We start from the raw sequence: 22,592 nt of genomic DNA on the forward strand, positions 1-22,592 counted from the left end.
GGAGAATATTACAAAAAAAAGAGGAACCAGCGGCTCCTCTTCGTGTAAGACGGGGTACGGCAGTTTACAGCCCGAGCGACCAGCCGTCGCGGTAGTCGCGGCGCAGGTACTGGTTCAGTTCGGGTGCGTTGGTAAACTGCATGTTGGTGTTGTCCCAGATCAGCTTCTTGTTCGGTTCGTACAACCCTACGACGCCCAGCAGCATCGTTTCGGTGAGGGGCCCGGCGTAATCGAAGTTGGAACTGGGTTTGCGCCCTTTGCCTTCTTTGCAGGCGTTGGCCCAGTCCATTTCGTGGCTGACGGTGACGCGCGGAATCGTCGGCTTGGGAGGCTGGAAGGCGTCCATCAACCCCTGCGGCAGCAGGCGCGGGTTGCGTCCGTAGGTCTCGTGCATCAGCTTGCCTTTCGAGCCCACAAAGATCACCCCGCCGGTTTTGTTCATCTCTTCGCCCTCGGGCAGTTCGTCGGGGCGGGGCGGCATCAGACCCCCGTCGTACCAGTGCATGGTGACGGCGGGGCGGCCGGCCTTGGCCGGAAACTCGTAATGGACGATGGTCGCCAGCGGATAACTTTCTTTGTTGAAGGGCGTGGACGTGGCCATCACGCTCGACGGCGGCCCCAGTTCGAGCGCCCAGTTGGGATGGTCGATCAGGTGCGCGCCCATGTCGCCGATGGCGCCGACGCCATAGTCGGTCCAGCCGCGCCATTTGAACGGCGTGTAGGCTTCGTTATACGGCACAAACGGCGCCGGCCCGAGGAACAGGTCCCACGCCAGCGTATCCGGAACGGGCTGCGATTTTTCGGGGCGGGGCATGCCCTGCGGCCAGATCGGCCGGTTGGTCCAGGCGTGGACTTCGCTTACTTCGCCGATGGCCCCGGCCTGAATCCATTCGTTGATCTTACGGGCGTCGTCGGTCGAGTGTCCCTGGTTGCCCATCTGGGTGACGACCTTGGCTTTGCGGGCGGCATCGGCCAGCACTCGGGCTTCGTATACGGTGAACGTCAAGGGCTTCTGCACGTACAGGTGCTTGCCCATTTGCAGGCCCGCCATCGCCACGACGGCGTGGGTGTGGTCGGGGGTGGCAATCACCAGGGCGTCGATGTCTTTCTGTTTGTCGAGCATCTGGCGGTAGTCTTTGTACCGCTTGGCGTTGGGATAGGTTTCGAACACCGGCGCGGCGTAGGCGTGGTCCACGTCGCAGAGCGCCACGATGTTCTCACTTTCCAGATTTTTGAGGTTGGCTTTCCCCATGCCGCCGATGCCGACACCGGCAATGTTCAGCTTGTCACTGGGCGCTACAAACCCCTTGCCGAGCACGTGGCGGGGCACAATCATAAAGGCCCCGGCGGCCAGACCCGCGCCTTTTACAAATTCACGGCGGTTGAGGTGGCGTTTGGGCAGGTTGTCTTGTTTCATGGGAGCAATGGAATGGATCGGTGAAAAATGGGGGCATTCCCGGCTGGGCAGGCCCCGGCACACCAAAGTGCGAATTAATTGGCAAACAAACCAACAGCGCGGCGGGCGAAATCGCGGCTGTGGGTGGAAACGAAGCGCGGCCTTACTGGGGCAGTTGCATCGTCTGGCGCATCTTGTCGAAGATGGCGGTGTTCTGATACACTCCCGCAAACTGCTCGGCCCCCGGACCGTAGGCAAACACCGGAATCAACGTGCCCGAATGGCCTCCGGTCGAAAAACCGAAGCTGATCGAATCGTAGTCGCTGCGCGTGCCGTTGGCGGTCGGCACGTCGGTCGAATGGAGCGTGAAACCGCCCGTTTCGTGATCGGCCGTGACCACTACCAGCGTATTGCCCTGTTTCTCGGCGAAATCGAGCGCGACGCCCAGCGTCTTGTCGAAGTCGAGCACTTCCTGCACGAGGTATTCGCCGTTGTTTTCGTGACCGCCCCAGTCGATCTGCGAACCTTCCACCATCAGGAAAAACGGCTGCCCCGCCTGTGTCAGGTAGTCGAGCGCCAGTTGGGTGGCGTTGGGCAGAAAATCGCCCCGGTCTTCCAGCATGGTGGGCATGCCCGTCCCCGCCAGCAGGTAGCCGTATTTCTGACCGGCCTTCCACGATTGCGGCGTCAGGGCTGTCGTGTCCAGCACAAAGCCCGCCTGCGTCAGCGTGTCGTAGTAACTCAGGCCGTCGCTCCGGTGAAAGAAGAAATCTTTTCCGCCGCCCGCAAAGAAATCAACGGGCGAGTGCGTCATCTGCGCCGCAATGGCTTCTTCGCTGCTGCGTTTGGCCTCGTGCGCAAAAAAGGAGGCGGGCGTCGCGTGGGTGATGGACGACGTGGCGACCAGCCCGGTGGGGCAGTCGGGGCACGCCTGTTCCAGAATTTCCAGGATGTTCGGAAGCGGTTGTTCGTTGTCGTCGACGCCGATGGCGCCGTTGTAGGTTTTCTGTCCGGCCGAAAAGGCCGTGGCCCCTGCCGCCGAATCGGTGATTTTATGGCTGGACGAGGACGTGCGGCTCAGGCCGATGATGGGAAAGCGCGCAAAGTTAGGTTCGCCCTCACCGAAGTAGAAGGCGCTGGAGACCTGCGAAAGGCCCATGCCATCGCCGATCAACAGGATGATGTTCGGGCGGCTGGCGGCGGTATCGGCCGAAGCCATCTGGTTACCTGGCGCGGCCGAAGGGTTGGTACAGGACGACAGCCAAGCCGACAGACCCAGCAGACTCAGGACCGACAGCGGCCGGAAACAAGCGTGTAAAGAACGATGCATAGGAAAAGAAGCGTAAGCCACGGGAGTATTTGACGCACAAAGGTGGGCCGAAATGCAATGCCCTGCATGAACTTTCTGTTAAATTCCTGAGAAAAGCGGCCTCCGATTGGTAACACAGGGGAAAAAGAAGGCCCCGAGCGCGTCGTGAACAAGAGCGTTCGCGCGTCTCGGGTACCTTCCGGGAACGACGGTTAGCGGGGGAGGGACAGCGCGGAAGGAACCGGGATGCTAACCGCGCGTTGCGAGTAGTGGGCCACGTCGCGAACCGTAGCCGGAAACAGCTGGCAGAAGATCAGGACGGGGTAGAGGCGACGGAGGATCATGGCCGGAAGCGTTTAAGCGTTGTGTCTGACCCTAAATCGAACGCTCCGGCTCAAGGTCATCTGCTGCCTTCCGAAAAACGAGTGAAAAATCGAAGGGAATTTTGGGAGGTACAAAACAAGCCAAACTCAGCTGAGAAAAAGCAGGCTTGAGCCTACCGAGATTCCCGATGGGTAAATCATAGGAACGGGGTTGCCGATTTCTCCTTATCTTTTGCTGTACTCCCTAAACTGCCTCGCGCCATGCAAACTTCTGCCGCTACTTCCGTGGATGCGTACATTTCCGGCTTCTCAGACGAACTCCGGCAACGGCTGACGGCCATCCGCACCGTGGTGCAGCAGGTCGCGCCCGAAGCGCAGGAAATCATCAAGTACCAGATGCCGACGTTCGTGTGGCACGGAAATCTGGTCCACTTTGCCGCGTTCAAGCACCACATCGGTTTTTATCCGGTGCCTTCGGCCATTGACGCTTTTCAGGAAGAACTGGTCGGCTACAAACGCGCCAAAGGCACAGTCCAGTTTCCCCACGACCAACCGCTGCCCCTGGACCTGATCCGGCGCATGGTCGCGTTTCGGGTGCAGGAAAACCAAGCAAAGGCGGCGCAAAAAGCGAAGAAGGGCACCGTTTAGGAAAGTCGGGAGCGCATGAAAAAAGGCAAACACTTCCCAGCGTTTGCCTTTCTGATTTTAAGACGGGAGGGTGTGGTTACCCCATCACGATTTCCTGTTGGGCGAAGGGCTGGCTGTAGAGGCGCTTGCCCGTGGCACGGTACAGCGCGTTGGCCAGTGCGCCGACAATCGGCGGCAGGGCCGGCTCGCCCAGTCCGGTGGGGTCGATCCCATTCTCCACAAAGAAAGTCTCTACTTCCTCGGGGGCTTCGTTATTCCGAATCAGCCGGTAGGTATTGAAGTTGCTCTGCTCGGGGGCGCCGTCTTTGAACGTCACCGCCCCGTACATGGCGTGGCCGATGCCGTCCACAATGCCGCCCTGCACCTGGTTGAGGGCCCCTTCCGGGTTCACCACGATGCCGCAGTCGACCGCGCACCATACTTTCTTCACCTTGGGTTTGTTGTCCTGCATCACCACGTCGACCACCTGCGCCACGTACGAGTTGTGGCAGAAATACGCCGAAATGCCCCGCGAGACGCCATCCTGAGTCTTGCCCCAGCCGGATTTCTCTTTCACCAGCTTCAGCACGCCCGCGTACCGCTCCGCATCGTAGTCGTTGTTCTCGCCGACCGGATTTTTGAGGGCCTTCTCAAACAGGGCCAGCCGGAATTCGACGGGATCTTTGCCGGCCGCTTCGGCCACTTCGTCGAGGAACGATTGCTCGGCTCCCGCCACGAAGTTGGAGCGCGGCGCACGCCAGGCACCGGTCGAGACGTTGGTGTCGACCGCTTTGTTTTCGGCGAGGTAGTTCGGCACCGCCCCGGCCGGGAAACGGTTGGCAAACAGCGGGCCTTCGTTCATGCCCACGCCGCGAACGTGGAAGCCGATCAGGTCGCCGTTGGCATCGAGGGCAGCACGGTAACGGATTTTGTAGGCCGGGCGGTAGGTGCCCTGCGTCATGTCGTCTTCGCGCGTGTAGATCAGTTTGATCGGGGCCTGCATCTTCTGCGAAATAGCGGCCGCTTCCAGCCCGAAGTTGCCGTACAGACGACGGCCAAACCCGCCGCCCATGCGCGTCATGTCGACGTGAATCTTCTCTTCGGGCAGGCCCAGCAGATCGGAAGCGCTTTTGCGCAAACTTTCTGGCGTCTGAATCGGGCCGATCAGTTCAGCCTTGTCGGGCGTCACGTGCGCGAAGAAGTTCATCGGCTCCATCGTGTTGTGCGGCAGAAAGGGCGCACTGTAGGTCTTCTCGATCACCTTCGCCGCGTTTTTAAAAGCCCGTACCGGGTCGCCGTCCTGGCGGTCGGGTTTCTCGGGGGCGCTGGCCAGCGCCTGTTCCAGCGCGGCGTTATGATCGGCCGAGCTTTCGCCGGGCGTATCTTGTTTCCAGCTGATTTCCAGGGCGCGTTTGGCTTTCATCACCTGCCAGGTGCTTTCGCCGACGACGGCAATCAGTTCCGGGAATGCGTTGGTGTCGGACCACTGCGGTTCGGCGGGGGCTGTTTTGACGCGGAAAACGTCTTTGATGCCCGGCATGGACTTGGCCTTGTCGGTCGCAACGTCCTGAATGCTCATGCCGAAGGCCGGCGGGTGGACGATCATGGCGGTCAGCATGCCGTCACGTTTGTAATCGAGGCCGAACAGCGGTTTGCCCGTCACGATTTTGGTGCCGTCCACGTTGCGGGTCGCTTTTCCGATGATTTTGAAATCTTTCGGGTCTTTCAGTTCGATCTCTTCGGGAACGTCCATGCCTGCGGCGGTCGTGGCAATTTCGCCGTAGCTGACGCGCTTCCCGGAGCGGTGGGAGATGAAGCCCCCTTCGGTCGACAGTTCGGACAACGGCACTTCCCACGTCTTGGCGGCCGCTTCCATCAGCACGCGCCGTGCCGCGGCTCCGGCCATGCGGAGGCCTTGCCAGCTGGCCCGGATGGACTGGCTTCCCCCGGCAATCTGGCGGGAGAATTTTTCGGTATCGAGGGGCGCTTGCTCCACGACCACGTTTTTCCAGTTCACGTCCAGTTCTTCGGCGACGATCATGGGCATGGCCGTTTTCACGTTCTGCCCGATTTCCGGGTTGGGCGACATGATGGTGACCAGCCCCGTGTTACCGATTTTGATGAAGGCGTTGATGTCGAACCACGTGTCCGGCACCTGAATGGCGTCGTTGGCCGCCGGCTTGCAGCCCGCCAGCCAGTTGAAGCCGATCAACAGGCCCCCTCCGACGGCGGAGGATACCTTCAGAAAAGATCTTCTATTATATGTTGTTTTGATTACAGTCATGGCAGTGTTAGCTAGGAGGAATGGATTGACAGGAGCGTCATCGGTCTGATCGGGAAGGAGGGGAATGGCCCAACCCTTAACCTACTTTTTCTGCCGCCGACTTGATCGCCGCTTTGATCCGCAGGTAAGTGCCGCACCGGCACAGGTTGCCCCGCATTGCCGTTTCGATTTCGTCGTCGGAAGGGCTCGCGTTTTGCGACAACAGCGCCGCCGCGTTCATGATTTGCCCCGCCTGGCAATAGCCGCATTGGGGCACATCGTGTTCCAGCCAGGCCGTCTGTACGGGATGATCGCCTTTTTCCGACAGCCCTTCAATCGTCGTGATTTTTGCCTCGCCCACGCCGCTGACGGGCATCGAGCACGAGCGCACCGCGGCGCCATTCAGGTGGATGGTGCAGGCACCGCACTGGGCGATTCCGCAGCCGAATTTAGTGCCTACCAGGTCCAGGTGATCGCGCAGGACCCAGAGAACGGGCGTGTCTGGCTCCACATCGACCTGATGTGAGCGACCGTTCACGTGAAGTGTGAAAGTAGCCATATCGAAAAGTGTTTATACAGTTTGGAAGTCCCCCCTAACTTACCAAAATTCCCGGACCGGTACACATCCCAACCGGCGCAACAAAGCAATTGAGTACAAGGGAATTACCCCCGACCGGCACGCCCGGTTCCCAAAGTTGCACCCGGACCTGTATCTTGCCCCGTAGCCTTCACGGCAGAAGGCCCGCTGACCCCGTTCGTATGGAAATAGGAATTGATAGCTTCGCGTATGCCATGTCGGTCGACGAAACCGGCGCGCCCCTCAGTAGCCAACAGGCCATGGCCGAATTGCTCGACCGCATGGTGCAGGCCGACCAGGCCGGACTCGACGTGTTCGGCATCGGCGAACACCACCGCAAAGAGTACCTCGACTCGGCCCCGACTACGATTCTGGCGGCCGCCGCGGCCCGCACCGAGCGCATCCGCCTCACCAGCGCCGTGACCGTGCTGAGCGCCGCCGATCCGGTACGCGTCTTTCAGAGTTTCGCCTCCCTCGACCTCATCTCGAAGGGGCGCGCCGAAATGGTGGTGGGGCGCGGCTCCTCTATCGAAGCCTTTCCCTTGTTCGGTTACGACCTGAACGATTACGACGCCCTCTTCGCCGAGAAGCTGGACCTGTTGCTCACGATCCGCGACCACGAGGTGGTGACGTGGTCGGGCAAGTTTCGGCCCCCGTTGCAGAACCTGCCCATCTACCCGCGTCCCGTGCAAAAGCCCTTTCCCATCTGGCTGGGCGTCGGCGGAACGCCCGGCTCGTTTGTGCGGGCCGGAATGCTCGGTCTGCCGCTGATGGTCGCCGTGATCGGCGGCGAAACCCATCGCTTCCGCCCGCTGGTCGACCTCTACCGCGAAGCGGGGGCGAAGGCCGGACACGCGCCCGACCAACTCAAGGTGGGGCTGCACTCGTTCGGGTACGTGGCCCGCACCACGCAGGAGGCCATCGACAACTACTACCCCGGCCACGAGGCCAACATGAACCGCATCGGGAAGGAGCGGGGCTGGCCCCCGATGACGCGCGCCCGCTTCGACGGCTCCCGTTCCAAGCTGGGCTTCATGATGCTGGGCAATCCCGAAGAGGTGGCCGAGAAAATCCTCCGCCACAGCGCAGCGCTGGGGGGCATCGACCGCGTCACGTTCCAGATGGACAACGCCGACCTGACCCACCGGCAACTGATGGACGCCATCGAGCTGATCGGCACCCGGGTCGCCCCGCTGGTGAAGGGAGCAACCGTATAGGGGGAGCCTGACACTACTTTGTTATCAAAACCTTCTTGCTGTCATCTCGAACGAAGCCGCCGCGGCGCGGTGAGAGATCTATCTGCTTCTGGAACAAGATCTCTCACGTTGGTCGAGATGACTATCATAATCTAAGCCATGATAAAATCGGTTCACTGCGGCATCCTAACTCTACCGCAAGCTTTTAGCTTGTGGGGAAATTTTGTAAGCTTTCAGCTTACGTACGTTGAAAACGTGCAGGATTGACTACCAGTTACGTTGGCTCCGCGACTCAACGTGCGGCAGGGAAGAAGGAAGCATAACAAAATGCGAAATGAAGATTGAGTTTGAGATATCTCCTGAAGAGGTTCATGAAAATATGAAGGACTTTCTGGGGAAAGACTTTATACTTTCTACAGTAGTGAAAGAGATAAGGAGGCTTAGTCCAGTAATAGTAAGTTATTTCATAGGCGCCTTTGTTGTGATATTTTATAGATTCCAGCGTGGCTATTATGCCATCTTACTGGGGGGGCTTTGTATGATACTATTGAGGTTGGTTTGGAGGGTATTAAAAGCTATACACATTGCTAAGCGTGTTCAGCAATGGAGTTGTGGCTTAACCGGATCGATTGTGATTGATGATACAAAGCTAAATTATCATCTTAATCGTATTCATGAAGTACTCATCTTAGACCAAGTACAGATATCACTTGATAATGAACTTTATTTCTCTCTTACAGATGCCATTTCTCAGAAGTATATTATTATTCCCAAAATGGTATGCACAGAAGAGCAATTACTTGAAATTACGCATCTTCTAGAGATGCAAAGGAGAGCTGCTCAAAATGAATCAACCTAATACTTTGACATCTGGGTATGAAAATAGCGCTGGCACAACTCCGCTCTCAAAAAGGTGACTTGGACATCAACCTCGCCCGTCACCAGGACGTTATCGAGCGCGCCGCTGCACAGAGCGCGGACCTGATCGTCTTCCCGGAACTCTCCCTCACCAACTACGAACCCACGATTGCCGAAGCGGTCGCCACCCCGCCGGACGATCCCCGTCTCGACATGTTCCAGCACTTCGCCGATGCCCACCACATGACGATTGGCATCGGCCTGCCCACCCGACACGAAGCGGGCATCCAGATTTCGCTGCTCCTCTTCCAGCCGCATCAGGCACTTCGCCGCTATGCCAAGCAGTACCTCCACGCCGACGAAGAACCGTTTTTCGTGCCCGGCCCCGGCTTCCCGAGCCTGACGCTGGGCAACACCTCTATCGCCCTGGCCATCTGCTACGAAATTTCCGTCCCCGCCCATACCGAAGTCGCGGTCCAAAGCGGCGCTCCCTTCTACCTGGCCAGCGTCGCCAAGTTTGTCGGCGGCATCGACAAGGCCCTGACGCAGATGGCGGACATCGCCCGGCAGCACGGCCTCACGACGCTGATGGTCAACAGCGTCGGCGAAGCGGACGGTGGAATCTGTGCCGGAAACTCCTCCGTCTGGAACGCTAAAGGGGAGGTGTTGGGGCAATTGGATGGGACCCAGGAAGGACTGTTGCTGTTCGATACGGAGACGGGGGAGGTGTCATAAGTGAAAATTATGTAATATTTTTATGGGATGATGTCGTATTAAGGTGAATTTATCTGATGAGTAGAGAAGAGTTGAAAGAGTTATCAAGAATAAGAATTAAAGAGGCTAAGGTACTGCTTGATAATAAATTTTATGATGGTGCTTACTATTTGAGTGGATATAGCGTTGAGTGTGCATTGAAAGCTTGTATAGCGAAAAACACTAAAAGGTATGATTTTCCAGATAAAAAAGTGGCAATTGAAAGTCATACACATGAGTTACTTAAACTTGTTAAAATAGCAGGCCTTGAAATTGACTTGAAGAAAAAACTAGATTTAGAACCACAGTTTCAGCTTAATTGGGCTATTGTAAAGGATTGGTCCGAAATTACGCGTTATAAGCGTAATTCAGTATTAGATGCTAGAGATTTATATTCGGCAATAACTAATCGATCAAATGGTATTATGAAATGGATTAGAGAGAGATGGTAAGTGAAATAAATATTGAAGGAGGTAAAATTTTAATAAGAAAATTAGATGATTCTGATCTACTTATTAAAAGTGCTTTTTGGTTTCTATTTCCAGAAACACAAGAATGGAGGCTAGTAATCGTAACACCACAGGTTGATCAGAGAGGACCTAGAAAAGTTTATGAGAAAATACAGAAAATTCTAAGCAGTATGGGCGATTCAAGTATCTCTCTAGACCAAATAACTTTAATGAGTCCTCATCATCAATTAAATGAAATATTAGGATTGATCATGCAGAATGGTACAGAAATCGCAGATATTAGGTTCAAAGGGAATGTTATTAATGGTGTTTTGATTGAAGATGCTTATTTGTATAGAGTGAACCCATAATTTGCATTCTATCCTCACATATTCCGCCGGTACTACACAACCAGTTTGTGACGTGGTTTTGAGTTCGTCGAACGTATAAACTTCCTTGCTTCTCATTATCTTTATACAATGAACTACCAGAACTACATCGAAATCAGGCCTGATAAGCGATTTGGGAAGCCGTGCCTGGTGGGCACCCGGATTTCTGTTTATGACATCCTGAATTGGTTAGCGAACGGCATGAGCAAGCAGGAAATCATGGATGATTTTGAGGAAGTGACAGAAGAAATGATCAACGCTTGCCTGGCATTTGCGGCCGACAAGGAGCATCGCCTGAAAATTGCATCTTGAGACTTCTCTTCGACCAAAATATCTCCTACAAAATCGTTAAGCAGCTTGCTACCGATTTTCCTGAGGCGAAACAGGTGCGTCACGTAGGATTAGAAGACGCCTCAGACCTCGCTATATTTCAGTATGCGAAAGAACATGATTTCGCCATTGTGACTTTCGATGCCGACTTTGTTGACCTGCAAGTCATCAAAGGAAGCCCACCGAGCATCATCTGGTTGAGAACCGGAAATCTGACCACTAAAGCTATCTCGGCACTGTTGCGTAAACATGCCCCTGTTATTCAGGAATTTATGGCTACTGCTGATGCAGGCGTCCTCGAGATTATTGATCGAGGGGAATAGACGTCATCATTCCCACCTCACATGTTCCGCCGGTACTGCCCGCCTACTTTGTAGAGTGCCGTCGAAAGTTGCCCGAGGGTGCAGACTTTGCCCGCTTCCATGAGGGCTTCGAAGACGTTGCCGTTGTCGATAGCGGTTTGCTGCAACTGTTGTAGGGCGGCGGGCGCTTCGGCTCGGTGGCGCGCCTGAAAGGCATCCCGTCCGGCGATGGCCGCTTCTTTCTCTTCCGGTGTTGAGCGGATCACCTCCTGCGGCAGGATCGTGGGCGAGCCCTGCGGATCGAGGAAGGTGTTGACGCCCACCAGCGGCAGGGCGCCCGTGTGCTTCTGCATCTCGTAGTGCATCGACTCCTCCTGAATTTTGCTGCGCTGGTACATCCGCTCCATCGCGCCCAGCACGCCGCCGCGTTCCGACAAACGGCGGAACTCCTGTAGTACCGCCTCTTCCACCAGATCGGTCAGTTCTTCGATGATGAACGCCCCCTGGAGGGGATTCTCGTTTCTGGCCAGCCCCAGTTCCTTGTTGATGATTAGCTGAATGGCCACCGCCCGGCGTACCGATTCTTCCGTCGGGGTGGTGATCGCTTCGTCGTAGGCGTTGGTGTGGAGCGAGTTACAGTTGTCGTAGATCGCCAGCAGTGCTTGTAAGGTGGTACGGATGTCGTTGAAGGCGATCTCCTGCGCGTGGAGCGACCGCCCCGACGTCTGAATGTGGTACTTCAGTTTCTGGCTGCGCTCGTTGCCCTTGTAGAGGTGGCGCATCGCCTTGGCCCAGAGGCGGCGTGCGACGCGGCCCAGCACGGCGTATTCGGGGTCCATCCCATTGGAGAAGAAGAACGAGAGGTTGGGCGCGAAGTCGTCGATGGCCATGCCTCGGCTCAGGTAGTACTCCACGAAGGTGAAGCCGTTGGCGAGCGTGAAAGCGAGCTGCGAAATGGGGTTGGCCCCCGCCTCGGCGATGTGGTAGCCGGAGATGGAGACGGAGTAGAAGTTGCGAACGCGGTGGTCGATGAAGTACTGCTGGATGTCGCCCATCATGCGGAGGGCAAACTCGGTCGAGAAGATGCAGGTGTTCTGTGCCTGGTCTTCTTTCAGGATGTCGGCCTGCACCGTGCCGCGCACCGCCTGGAGCGTGCGGGCTTTGATTTCAGCGTAGGTGGCTGCGTCCAGCACCTGGTCGCCGGTCACGCCCAGGAGCAGCAACCCGAGCCCGTCGTGGTCGGGGGGAAGTTGTCCCCGATAGGTAGGGCGGGCGAGGCCTTTTTCTTCGTAGATCCGGTTGATTTTCGCTTCCACCTCATCCTGAAGCCCCTGTTCCCGGATGTGCAATTCGCATTGCTGGTCAATGGCGGCGTGGAGGAAAAAGGCCAGCAGCATGGGGGCCGGACCGTTGATCGTCATGGAGACCGAGGTGCTGGGGTCGGCGAGGTTAAAACCCGAGTAGAGCCGTTTGGCGTCGTCGAGGTTGGCGATGGAGACGCCCGAGTTGCCGATCTTACCCCAGATGTCGGGCCGGTGGTCGGGGTCTTCGCCGTAGAGCGTCACCGAATCGAAGGCCGTGGAAAGCCGCTTGGCGGGCATTCCCTGCGAAAGGTAATGGAAACGTCGGTTGGTCCGTTCGGGACCGCCTTCGCCCGCGAACATCCGCGTCGGGTCCTCGCCTTCGCGTTTGAGGGGGAACACCCCGGCCGTGTAGGGAAAAAAGCCCGGCAGGTTCTCGGTGAGTTGCCAGCGCGTCAGGTCGCCCCAGTCTTCATAGCGGGGCAGCGCCACTTTCGGCACTTGCGTACCCGAAAGCGACGTGGTGTAGAGGTCCTGTTCGATCACCCGATTCCGCACCTGAAACCGGTATTTCTCCGCGCGGTAGCGTTCCCGGAGGTCGGGCCAGTCGCGCAGCCACTGCCGACAGTCCCCGTCCAGTTTTTCTTCCAGCCGTTGCGCCAAGGCTTCCAGCGCCGCCGGGTTCACCGTTGTGGCCTGGGTGGTGCCTTCCACGCTTCCGGCGTGCGGGTCGTCGCCGTGGGTATGCGTCTCGTTGGCGCGCAGCAGGTCCAGCGTGCCGCGTACCTGGTAAAGCTGCCGCGCCAGCCGGGATTGTTTTTCCACAAAGGCGTTGTAGTCCCGGCTCGCGTCGGCAATTTCGGCGAGGTAGCGGGTCCGTTCCGGCGGGATGATGTAGAGCGGTTCGGCATGCGCCACCTCTTCGGGAAACTGTGACTTTAACTGTTTTGCGCCGGTTTTCTCCACCACGAGTTCCATCACCTTCCGGTAGAGGGCGTTGGTGCCCGGATCATTGAATTGCGAGGCGATGGTCCCGAAAACGGGAAGTTCCTCGTCGGGCGTATCCCACTGAAGGCGGTTGCGCCGGACTTGCTTCCGCACGTCGCGCAGCGCATCGAGCGAGCCCCGTTTGTCGAACTTGTTGATGGCGATCAGGTCGGCGTAGTCGATCATGTCGATCTTTTCCAGTTGCGAGGCCGCCCCATAGTCCGAGGTCATCACGTAGAGCGACACGTCGCAGTGGTCGATGATTTCCGTATCCGACTGCCCGATGCCCGACGTCTCCACGATGATGAAGTCGTAGTCGGCCGCTTTGCAGATGTCAATGGCGTCCTGCACATGACGGCTCAGCGCCAGGTTGCTCTGCCGGGTTGCGAGCGAACGCATGTAGATGCGCGGATGATGAATGCTGTTCATCCGGATGCGGTCGCCCAGCAACGCCCCGCCCGTCCGGCGTCGGGACGGATCGACCGAGATGATGGCCAGCGTCTGGTCGCGCCCCGCCGAGCCGTCGAAGTCCAGCAGAAAGCGGCGCACCAGTTCGTCGACGAGCGACGACTTGCCAGCGCCGCCCGTGCCCGTGATGCCCAGCACCGGAATGATTTTTTGAGCGGAGCGTTGCGCTTCCAGCGACGCACGGAGGTCCTGAAATGCCTCGCCGTAGTTTTCTGCCACCGTGATGAGCTGCGCAATGGCTTTGGGATCGCGCTGCGTCAGTTGCGCTACCTCGCCGTTGACCTGCGTCGGCGTCTTGGTCGGGAAATCCGCCCGTTCCAGCAGGTCGTTGATCATGCCCTGCAAGCCCATCTGCCGTCCGTCGTCGGGCGAGTAGAGGCGGTCGATGCCGTAGGCGTGCAGTTCCTCAATTTCCTGGGGCAAAATGGTGCCGCCGCCCCCGCCGAAAATCTTGATGTGACCCGCGCCGCGCTCGCGTAGCAGGTCGTACAGGTACTTGAAAAACTCCACGTGTCCGCCCTGGTACGAGGTGATGGCGATGGCCTGCGCATCTTCCTGAATGGCACAGTCAACAATCTCAGCGACGGAGCGGTTGTGGCCCAGGTGAATCACTTCCGCCCCGGAGGCCTGCAACAGGCGGCGCATCAGGTTGATGGCGGCGTCGTGCCCGTCGAACAGGCTGCCCGCCGTCACAATGCGAACGTGGTTGTTAAGTCGGTAGGGGGGGACGTCAACGGCAGACATGGGGGTAGGGTGGTTTGGTGTGTAACAAAACTACCAAAAACGGGACGGATCGGGCTAGGGTCATGGTCATGGTCAGGAACGGGAAGTTGTATTACAAAAAAAACGTCGTAAGTTCCGGATCAGAAGTATAGTTCATAGAGGCTTTTGCGTTGTTCATCCGTATCCCTTTCTCCTGATTTCCTTGCCTATGAACCGTTATTTTTTACTCGCCTCCCTCTGCTTCCTGTCTGTCTCTGCCTCAGCCCAATCGCTACGGTTTTATGCCACCGTGCAGGGCAACTATCAGTTTGTTTTCCCTCGACAGATACGAGAGGCCTTTTCCATTTTCGAAGGAGAGGAAACACCAGGAATCGATATCGATTGGACGCCGGGTATCTACTATCGTAGTCGTTATCAAGCTGGTAAACCGGGGTGTGGTTTCGGGGGACAGGTGGAGTGGAGTCGGGGTCAACGCGTTTCTGTGCGCACCGGTATCCAGATAGATCAGCTACGGTATCAAGTTAAATTTTCGTCGTACGATAGCGATGGAAGCAAGGGAGAAGGAAAAAGCAGCTACAAACGTACGTTGCTGACGATTCCTTTGCTCGTACAGTACCAGGAAGAAAGAAATCGTTTTGCTTTCTTCGCCGGACCGGCATGGTGTGGATTTATGGCCTACTCCTCTGAGAGCGAAGCCACCACAACCGAAGCCGACGGTACCGTGACTAGTTCCAACTTTGTCGGCAGGTCCAGGTCTTCGGCTTTGTACGTCAAGCGTCTACAGGGCATAGTGGGCGTACGGTATCACATAGCCAAGCGTTGGACGATTGATTTTTCTTATGCACATACGTTAGTCACATACGATTCCAACAAGCCTGTAAAGGAGGTAACAGACATATTTTGGCAAACCTCACCCAATCCTAACTTCCTCACGCTGGGTACTTCTTTTCGGATCGCGGCTTTGTGAGAAAAATCGATCTCTATCCTCTTTTCATATGAACCGTCACTTTTTACTCGCCTCCCTCTGCTGCCTATCTATCTCAGCCTCGGCTCAATCGTTGCGGGTCTACGCCACCGTGCAAGGCAACGATCATGTACCGACGCCCCGGCATGTGGAGGCAGATATACAATACCTGCCAGGGAAAATTCTCCCTCGGTCAACCATGAAAATGACACGTATTACCGCGGTAAGCCGGGCTATGGCGTAGGTCTGCAACTGGAAACGCAACTTCCTCTGCGTCTTAGCCTCAGGACGGGGGGCTTCTTCGATCGCTTACGCTACGCACTGGGTTACACCGATGTAGCTTCTGATGGTAGTCAACGAGAGGGCACCACGGATGTAAAGAGCGTGTTTGTGACGGTTCCTCTTTTGATTCAGTATCAGGAAAAAGGCGAGCGCATTACCTTCTTTGCCGGCCCGGCCTTCGGAGGATATGTAGACAATGCTTTGAAAAGTGAAGCGACTTTCACGGAACCGGACGATACGGTGAGGACAAGCTCTTTACCATATTCAAGCCCTAGGTCATCCATTTTTTACATCAAACGGCTTCAAGGAGTCATCGGAGTGCGCTACCATGTAGCTTCGAGATGGACGCTTGATCTAACCTATGCCCATACCTTACTTAAGCACACACCTGACTCTTATGACGTTGGAGAGGCATTTCTACAGGAAAGACCGAATCCCAACTTTTTCACGCTGGGTACTTCGTTCCAGTTGATGGCTGGGCGAGAAGGATTTCACTCAAATGCTTGCCCATGAACTGTCGCTTTCTACTTTTACCCCATACCATCCTGATTTTACCCCGCCCCGTGTTGCCGCCGGTGGCCCTCGTCTGCGTGGCTTTGCGCTGGAAGTGGGGGTGGCCTACCGTTTCGGGGCGCAACCGTAGGAAACAGGTCACATGTTGTGGCGGATAAACAACTGGCGACGATTTTTCGTTAAGAGGGGAAACATCTGTTCATCATGAAACTGAAGTTACCTTCCATACTTTCTGTCTTCACCCTTTTCGCGGCCACGTCGGTCGGCTACGCGCAGTCGGAGCAACCTCCGCAACCGTTGCGCATCGATACCGTCCAAACGGTTGTGCAACAACCCAATGCCGCCCAGCCGGATCGGATTCCGACCGACAAAGGGGCCATGTCCATTCACCCGATTCTGCACAGCAGTCTGGTGATTCAGTGGAACGGCCAGACCATATATTCCGATCCGTACGGTGGAGCCGAGCTTTTCAACAAGGTGCCGGCTCCCGACCTGGTGCTGATTACCGACATCCACGGCGATCACCTCCATCCCGAAACCCTGAAGGAACTGGATCTGTCGCACGCGGAGCTGATTGCCCCGAAAGCCGTGCTCGACCAGTTGGGCGACATCAACTTCAAGCAAACGCACGAGCTGGCCAACGGCGAGGCCCTCACCTGGCAGGGCATCCGCGTCGAGGCCATTCCGATGTACAACCTGCCCGAATCGCCCGACTCCCGGCATACGCGAGGGCGGGGCAACGGCTACGTGCTCACGCTGGGGGGCAAGCGCGTCTACATTTCGGGCGATACCGAAGACATTCCCGAGATGCGGCAACTGAAAAACATCGACGTGGCGTTTGTCTGCATGAATTTGCCCTACACCATGGACGTGGCGCATGCTGCCAGCGCGGTGCTGGCGTTCAAACCTAAAATCGTGTATCCGTTTCACTTTCGTGGTGGGGAAGGGAAACTGAGCGACGTGGAGAAGTTTAAGTCGCTGGTCACCAAACAGGACCCCAACATCGACGTACGCCTCCGCGACTGGTATCCCGTACAATAGCAGCACCCACAGGCCAACTTTCGCCATTTTCCGGTTTCTGGCAGGAGACCGGATTTTTTATGCGCGAAGAGGGCTGCGCCAGGGGCCGCTACGACGCTGATCCGAAGCAATACTTGACGTAGTGTTACAGCGATAGATTAAGGTTAATTAATTGATTTTCAGTTGGTTGGTGGAAGAGTTTTCTGAGGTTTTCGCCGGGTGGGCTAACCCTTTACGCAGCGCTACGTAAAGAACCCTATACCTCCACAAGGTGCAGCCTCTTGGTGTACCGGGAGGTTTTTTTATAGGTATATAAATTTTTACAACTATGTTAACCCGAATTGCCTTTACTTTACTTCTTATAGGCGCTAGCGTCACATTTGTCCAGGCCCAGAGTACGTCCGATTCCTCGTTTGTCGAAGACGACTGGTCGTTCGATATGGTAGAGGAAGACACCACCCAGCAGATGACGACGCCAGCCGACGAGTACGGTGAATTTAGCAACCGTACCGCCACTGTTGAAGACTCGGTCGATAACGGACGCGATGTCGTCGTGATGGAACCGGAACAACCGGCCGAACGTCGGCGTGGTCCTTTCCAGATTTTGTCGACCCCGACACCCGCGTCTCCGAGCCGCATTCCGTAACGGAAACGTTATCGCTTTAAACCTACTGCCTCACGCCACCGCGTGGGGTTTTTTTATGGCCATTCCGTCTAATGTGACGGCAATTAAACCTCAGGGTCAGCGGACGGGGCAGCCTTCTGTTGGATGGCGTGTTCGTGCGATGCGGTGGCGCGTTCCTGCCGCATTTCCAGCGATAAAAAGTAGTTCAAGCCCGTTCGGATCACCGCAATGGCGCCCAGCTTGCCGATCTGTTCCCAGCTCGGGGCAACCGCTGTCGACAGAATGTCGGCTCCCAGCTGGAACTCCAGCGCCAGGGCAAGGTAACGCGCCAGCACCAGCCGGATTGCGGTAAAGTTGTGCGTCTGTTTCGAAGCGATGGCGCGCCCGAACTGCACGATGGCCAGCACCACGCCCAAGGCAACGATCAGCGCGCCGGTGGTTTCAATGCCCAGTTTGAGCCACTGGACGGCTTCTACAATGAGCGATTCAATCGAGTAGGTTTCTTCCATAATCAGAGTAACGACGTGGCGATCAAGGGGTTCGGCGGGTAAAGCGTGTGTACTGCCACAACACAAACCGCTGCAATGCGATCAGGACCACCACCAGACCGACGGCCAGGCCAAACAGCAGCAGCGCACGGGTTTCCTGCCCCGGAACGCAAAGCTCAGCGCGGTAGAAACGGCCGGCGGATGCATGGCGTCCACGCTCACCATCAGCACGATGGTCAGGAGCATCGCCAGGCTGGCAGCCCAGTAGTTAGGCCCGATCAGCCGTTCGGCCAGAAATCCGACGCTCGCGGCGGCCACCTGCGCCAGCAGCAGCGTGCGCATGCGGTTGGTGCGGTGGTCGGGTGCCAGGTAGATTAGAAAGGCGCTGGATGGCAGCGACGAAAACAGAAGGCGCTGACTGCTGAACATTTCGAGCATGACCAGCACCACCAGTACGACCACCGTCGGCAGTAGCGCTAGTTGTAACTCATCGCGAATGCTGAACTGTGTCCGACCGAGCGAACGGGAATTAATGGGAGTGGCCATAATGCACCCCGGTTTACGTCGCTGGCACGGTTACGGTTCGGGAAATGCGTTCTTTCAAGGAGCAATCACAGAGCGATGGAAACGCTTCGGCCCTTACCGACCCACGGAATCAGACGCGGCACGCCGGGAGATACGTTCAGAGAATATGTTGGTTTTTTTGAGTGGGGTTTGGGGGAAGTTGAGCGTGGGGTTGTCGTAAGAGTAGATTATATCGACAAATCAATCGAAACGCTTTGGGCTTCGCCTTCGGTGCCCGGGTGGCGTTGAGCCGTAGACCGCGCGATTGACCAGCGCTACGGTGGATTCGAACAACCATTTGAGCGAGGAAGGCTGGATTTTTTGAGGGAAGAGGATCGGGTTGATGTCCTGACATTTTTAGGCGCATGCGTTCGCCACTTTTGAGTGAAGGGCCACTTGAGTGAGCCCCGTCTGACTACGCATTTATTTCACCTCCATAATTTCCGTTTTATGAACAGAACAACCTACTTTTTTCGCAAATGCCTACGGGTGTATGTGCTGGGATGCGCTGCACTGCTGTGCGCCCTTTCTGCGCGGGCACAGGTCCAGATGGAGTACCTGAACCGGGGTGTCGTGGCGGTCCGCAACGGCGACGCCGTCTACGTAGGCTGGCGCCTGCTGGGCACCGATTCGGCCGATGTGGCCTTCAACGTCTACCGCAACGGCACCAAACTCAACCCCGAACCCATCACGCAATCGACCAATTTTGTGGATCTGGAGGGCGTGGTCGTCGCCACGGGCGAATCCGCCCCGCTGCACTACGCCGACGGCGTGACGTACACCGTCCGTGCCGTGGTGGCGGGTGTTGAGCAGGAAGCGTCCGCGCCGACCCCCGTCTGGGAGCAGCCCTACCTCGACATTCCGTTGCAGGTGCCGCCCGACGATACGATCCACGTACGGCCCGACAGCATCGTCTCGTACAGCTACACCGCCAACGACGCGAGCGTGGGCGATCTGGACGGCGACGGCGACTACGAAATCGTGCTGAAATGGGACCCCACCAACGCCAAGGACAACTCGCAGGGTGGGCATACGGGCAACGTGTTGCTCGACGCCTACGAGCTGGACGGCACGCACCTATGGCGCATCGACCTGGGGCCGAACATCCGCGCCGGGGCGCACTACACCCAGTTTATGGTGTATGACCTGGACAGCGACGGCAAAGCCGAAGTGGCCTGCAAAACCGCCGATGGCACACGCGACGCCCAGGGCAACGTGATCGGCGACCCGAACGCCTACCACCGCAACGCGTGGGGCTGGATTCTGGAAGGTCCGGAGTTTCTGACCGTTTTCAACGGGGAGACAGGGGCTATCCTGGATACCGAACCGTACGTGCCGAGTCGCCACCCGACCATCGAGAATCCGACCCCCGCTGAAATCAAGGAGATCTGGGGCGATGACTACGGCAACCGGATCGACCGGTTTATCGGCGCGGTGGCCTACCTGGACGGGCAGCATCCCAGTCTGATCATGGGGCGTGGCTACTACACGCGGCTGGTGCGCGCGGCCTGGGATTTCAGCCACGGCGACCTGACACTGCGCTGGGTGTTCGATAGTTTCGACGAGGGCAACGAAGCCTACGCCGGGCAGGGCAACCACCAGATGTCGGTGGCGGACGTGGATGGCGACGGCCGCCAGGAGATCTTCAACGGCTCCAGTGCCATCGACGACGACGGCACCGGCCTCTGGGCCAACGGGCTGGGCCACGGCGACGCGCTGCATGTAAGCGACATGGACCCCGACCGGCCGGGCCTCGAACTCTGGATGCCCCACGAGTCGCCCGCTTACAACGGGAACATCGGTGCGGCGTTCATCGACGCGCTGACCGGGACGCCGCTGTGGACCGTGACCGAGGCCCGCGCCGACGTTGGGCGGGGCATGGCTTCCGACATCGATCCGCGCTACAAAGGCTACGAATGCTGGGCTTCGCGCGGGGGGCTCTACGCCAGCGACGGTACGTGGATTACCGACACCAAACCGTCTATGAACTTCGGCATCTGGTGGGATGGCGACCTGCAACGCGAACTGCTCGACCGCACGGTCATCGACAAGTGGGATACCACCACCAACACGACGCAGCGCCTGTTCACCGTGTATACCTACGGCGTGGAAAGTAACAACGGCACCAAGTCCAACCCGGCGCTGAGTGCCGACCTGATGGGCGACTGGCGCGAAGAGGTGATGTACCGCACGACCGACAACGCACACCTGCGGATTTTCACCACGACCATTCCGACCGATCAACGCATTTACACGCTGATGCACGACCCGCAGTACCGCGTCGCCGTGGCCTGGCAAAACAGCGCCTACAACCAGCCGCCGCATCCGGGCTTCTACCTCGGTGGCGGCATGGCCCCACCGCCCCGGCCCGACATCACGGTGGTAAAAGGGTCACCCACCGGGGCCCGTTCGTTCGTCCCGCTGCCGGTCAAAATCTACCCCAATCCTTCGGTCGGCGCGTTCTACGTGCAGTACGAGTCCCCCTTTCAGTACCAGTTGCTGGACGCTACGGGACGTACCTTGCTCTCCGGCGCCTCGCAGGGAAATTGCACGGTTGGGTCGCATCTATCGCCCGGCTTGTACCTGTTGCGCATCACTTCGACCCAAGGCATCCGCACGTTCAAATTATTGAGAGAATAACCCTGCCGAAACTCAGGTAGCCACGGCCCGAATCCCGAGCGGCTCCACCGCGCCACTGCTCCACCGAGTAGTGCCGCCGTGGAGCCTTCGCTTTTGGGTGCAGATTGGCGCAACGCAACAACCTGTTCGGAACGGGGCTCGTTACCACTATACTTTTCAACTTCAAACGACATTTTCATGAAATACAACATTTTGGGAGACACGGGCTTACTGGTCTCCGAACTGTGCCTGGGCACCATGACGTTCGGCGGGAAAGGGTACTTCGAAGCCGTGGGGAAGGTGCAACAGGAGGGCGTGAACGAGCTGGTGAAAGCCGCCGTGGAGGCGGGTATCAACTTCATCGACACGGCCAACGTCTACTCGGAGGGACTCTCGGAGGAGATGACCGGCAAGGCGCTGAAAGACCTGGGACTGAACCGGCACGAGCTGATCGTCGCCACCAAAGTCCGTGGGCAGATGGGGCAGGGGCCTAACCAGACGGGGCTGTCTCGTCATCACATTCATCAGCAGGTGGAAGCGAGCCTCAAACGACTGCAAACCGACTACATCGACTTGTACCAGATTCACGGCTTCGATCCGTTTGTACCGCTGGAAGAAACCCTCGACGCGTTGAATATTCTGGTAGAACACGGCAAGGTGCGCTACATCGGGTGCAGCAACCTGGCCGCGTGGCAGATCGTAAAGGCGCGGGCCTGTTCGGAGCAGAAGGGCTGGGCAAAGTTTAAATCCCTGCAAGCCTACTACACCATTGCCGGGCGCGACCTGGAACGCGAAATCATCCCGATGCTGGAAGACCAGCGCATGGGGTTGATGGTGTGGAGTCCGCTGGCCGGTGGGCTGCTCAGCGGCAAATACAAACGCAACGGCGAAGGACCAGCCGACGCCCGGCGGGCCAATTTCGATTTTCCGCCCGTTGACCGGGAGCGGGCTTTCAACATTCTGGATGTATTGCACCCGATGGCCGAGTCGAAAGGCGTTTCGGTGGCGCGGCTGGCCCTGGCGTGGCTGTTGCAGCAACCGGCCGTCACCACGGTCATCATCGGCGCAAAGCGCCTGGAACAACTGAACGACAACCTGGCGGCCATCGACGTGACCTTCACGGACGAGGAACTGCAACAACTGGACGATGTGAGCCAGTTGCCGCCGGAATATCCGGGTTGGATGCTCAAGCGACAAGCCCGCGACCGCGAAGCGCAACAGAAAGAGCTACACGTGAAGTAGCGCTGCCGCACGCAAAAAGAAAGG

Annotated in this window: 22 protein-coding genes; 14 read left to right on the top strand and 8 right to left on the bottom strand. The window is 57.5% G+C overall.

The features are described from left to right. Nucleotides 1-64: 64 nt before the first annotated feature. The 3 genes from BLR44_RS23595 to BLR44_RS29290 all read right to left on the bottom strand — a co-directional run bounded on the left by BLR44_RS23595 (nt 65) and on the right by BLR44_RS29290 (nt 3,049). The gene (locus tag BLR44_RS23595; RefSeq protein WP_089686816.1) at nt 65-1,417 is read right to left on the bottom strand and encodes a Gfo/Idh/MocA family protein; all 1,353 of its coding nucleotides are present in this window, start codon (nt 1,415-1,417) and stop codon (nt 65-67) included. A gap of 142 nt (nt 1,418-1,559) precedes the next feature. After that, a complete protein-coding gene (locus BLR44_RS23600; RefSeq protein ID WP_089686818.1) occupies nt 1,560-2,726 on the bottom strand; it encodes an alkaline phosphatase in 1,167 nt (388 codons plus the stop codon). A gap of 191 nt (nt 2,727-2,917) precedes the next feature. Next, a complete protein-coding gene (locus BLR44_RS29290; protein ID WP_262482307.1) occupies nt 2,918-3,049 on the bottom strand; it encodes a hypothetical protein in 132 nt (43 codons plus the stop codon). 240 nt (nt 3,050-3,289) lie between these two features. On the opposite strand from BLR44_RS29290, the gene BLR44_RS23605 reads away from it, so the two are divergent. After that, nucleotides 3,290-3,676: an iron chaperone gene (locus BLR44_RS23605; protein WP_089686820.1), complete on the top strand. Its 387-nt coding sequence runs from the start codon at nt 3,290-3,292 to the stop codon at nt 3,674-3,676. Nucleotides 3,677-3,752: 76 nt separating this feature from the next. Here BLR44_RS23605 and BLR44_RS23610 read toward each other — a convergent pair whose 3' ends face one another. Continuing rightward, on the bottom strand, nt 3,753-5,939 hold the full coding sequence (locus BLR44_RS23610) for a xanthine dehydrogenase family protein molybdopterin-binding subunit (protein WP_089686822.1): 2,187 nt from the start codon (nt 5,937-5,939) through the stop codon (nt 3,753-3,755). Nucleotides 5,940-6,015: 76 nt separating this feature from the next. Next, on the bottom strand, nt 6,016-6,477 hold the full coding sequence (locus tag BLR44_RS23615; protein WP_089686824.1) for a (2Fe-2S)-binding protein: 462 nt from the start codon (nt 6,475-6,477) through the stop codon (nt 6,016-6,018). 200 nt (nt 6,478-6,677) lie between these two features. Here BLR44_RS23615 and BLR44_RS23620 point away from each other — a divergent pair, with 200 nt between their 5' ends. The 7 genes from BLR44_RS23620 (at nt 6,678) to BLR44_RS23650 (ending at nt 10,793) form a co-directional block, all read left to right on the top strand. Next, complete coding sequence (locus BLR44_RS23620) at nt 6,678-7,712, top strand: LLM class flavin-dependent oxidoreductase (protein WP_089686826.1); 1,035 nt, start codon at nt 6,678-6,680, stop codon at nt 7,710-7,712. A gap of 313 nt (nt 7,713-8,025) precedes the next feature. Beyond that, complete coding sequence (locus tag BLR44_RS23625) at nt 8,026-8,550, top strand: hypothetical protein (RefSeq protein ID WP_089686828.1); 525 nt, start codon at nt 8,026-8,028, stop codon at nt 8,548-8,550. A gap of 17 nt (nt 8,551-8,567) precedes the next feature. Continuing rightward, nucleotides 8,568-9,284 carry a carbon-nitrogen hydrolase family protein gene (locus tag BLR44_RS23630; protein ID WP_089686830.1) on the top strand — a complete coding sequence of 239 codons (717 nt, stop codon included), beginning with the start codon at nt 8,568-8,570 and terminating at the stop codon, nt 9,282-9,284. A gap of 56 nt (nt 9,285-9,340) precedes the next feature. Then, the gene (locus BLR44_RS23635; protein ID WP_089686833.1) at nt 9,341-9,754 is read left to right on the top strand and encodes a HEPN domain-containing protein; all 414 of its coding nucleotides are present in this window, start codon (nt 9,341-9,343) and stop codon (nt 9,752-9,754) included. Further along, entirely contained in the window at nt 9,748-10,122 is a 375-nt protein-coding gene (locus BLR44_RS23640; protein WP_089686835.1) for a hypothetical protein, read from the top strand. The genes BLR44_RS23635 and BLR44_RS23640 overlap by 7 nt, the downstream gene beginning before the upstream one ends. A 108-nt stretch (nt 10,123-10,230) precedes the next feature. Continuing rightward, nucleotides 10,231-10,452 carry a DUF433 domain-containing protein gene (locus tag BLR44_RS23645; RefSeq protein WP_089686837.1) on the top strand — a complete coding sequence of 74 codons (222 nt, stop codon included), beginning with the start codon at nt 10,231-10,233 and terminating at the stop codon, nt 10,450-10,452. Further along, complete coding sequence (locus tag BLR44_RS23650) at nt 10,449-10,793, top strand: DUF5615 family PIN-like protein (protein ID WP_089686839.1); 345 nt, start codon at nt 10,449-10,451, stop codon at nt 10,791-10,793. Before BLR44_RS23645 ends, BLR44_RS23650 begins: the two co-directional genes overlap by 4 nt. Nucleotides 10,794-10,810: 17 nt before the next feature. Here the strand turns inward: BLR44_RS23650 and BLR44_RS23655 are convergent, their stop codons facing one another. After that, the gene (locus tag BLR44_RS23655; RefSeq protein WP_089686842.1) at nt 10,811-14,272 is read right to left on the bottom strand and encodes a methylmalonyl-CoA mutase family protein; all 3,462 of its coding nucleotides are present in this window, start codon (nt 14,270-14,272) and stop codon (nt 10,811-10,813) included. A 187-nt stretch (nt 14,273-14,459) separates the two neighbouring features. Between BLR44_RS23655 and BLR44_RS23660 the strand changes: the two genes are divergently transcribed. From BLR44_RS23660 to BLR44_RS23670, 4 genes are all read left to right on the top strand, one after another. Next, nucleotides 14,460-15,218 (top strand): outer membrane beta-barrel protein, encoded by a 759-nt coding sequence (locus tag BLR44_RS23660; protein ID WP_089686844.1) that lies wholly within the window; start codon nt 14,460-14,462, stop codon nt 15,216-15,218. Nucleotides 15,219-15,996: 778 nt separating this feature from the next. Continuing rightward, the gene (locus BLR44_RS28955) at nt 15,997-16,140 is read left to right on the top strand and encodes a hypothetical protein (RefSeq protein WP_176956183.1); all 144 of its coding nucleotides are present in this window, start codon (nt 15,997-15,999) and stop codon (nt 16,138-16,140) included. Nucleotides 16,141-16,214: 74 nt separating this feature from the next. Then, nucleotides 16,215-17,051 carry an MBL fold metallo-hydrolase gene (locus BLR44_RS23665; RefSeq protein ID WP_089686846.1) on the top strand — a complete coding sequence of 279 codons (837 nt, stop codon included), beginning with the start codon at nt 16,215-16,217 and terminating at the stop codon, nt 17,049-17,051. Nucleotides 17,052-17,358: 307 nt separating this feature from the next. Then, on the top strand, nt 17,359-17,676 hold the full coding sequence (locus tag BLR44_RS23670) for a hypothetical protein (RefSeq protein WP_143017434.1): 318 nt from the start codon (nt 17,359-17,361) through the stop codon (nt 17,674-17,676). An 83-nt stretch (nt 17,677-17,759) separates the two neighbouring features. Here the strand turns inward: BLR44_RS23670 and BLR44_RS23675 are convergent, their stop codons facing one another. Beyond that, nucleotides 17,760-18,164: a DUF1622 domain-containing protein gene (locus tag BLR44_RS23675; protein ID WP_089686850.1), complete on the bottom strand. Its 405-nt coding sequence runs from the start codon at nt 18,162-18,164 to the stop codon at nt 17,760-17,762. A gap of 81 nt (nt 18,165-18,245) precedes the next feature. After that, complete coding sequence (locus BLR44_RS23680) at nt 18,246-18,689, bottom strand: HPP family protein (protein WP_218127165.1); 444 nt, start codon at nt 18,687-18,689, stop codon at nt 18,246-18,248. A gap of 468 nt (nt 18,690-19,157) precedes the next feature. On the opposite strand from BLR44_RS23680, the gene BLR44_RS23685 reads away from it, so the two are divergent. Together BLR44_RS23685 and BLR44_RS23690 are read left to right on the top strand one after the other, a co-directional pair. Further along, nucleotides 19,158-21,347 (top strand): rhamnogalacturonan lyase family protein, encoded by a 2,190-nt coding sequence (locus BLR44_RS23685; RefSeq protein ID WP_176956184.1) that lies wholly within the window; start codon nt 19,158-19,160, stop codon nt 21,345-21,347. A 177-nt stretch (nt 21,348-21,524) separates the two neighbouring features. Next, on the top strand, nt 21,525-22,568 hold the full coding sequence (locus tag BLR44_RS23690; protein ID WP_089686852.1) for an aldo/keto reductase: 1,044 nt from the start codon (nt 21,525-21,527) through the stop codon (nt 22,566-22,568). The last annotated feature ends 24 nt before the right edge of the window (nt 22,569-22,592 follow it).

Source organism: Catalinimonas alkaloidigena, from assembly GCF_900100765.1.
GTDB classification, from domain to species: domain Bacteria; phylum Bacteroidota; class Bacteroidia; order Cytophagales; family Flexibacteraceae; genus Mooreia; species Mooreia alkaloidigena.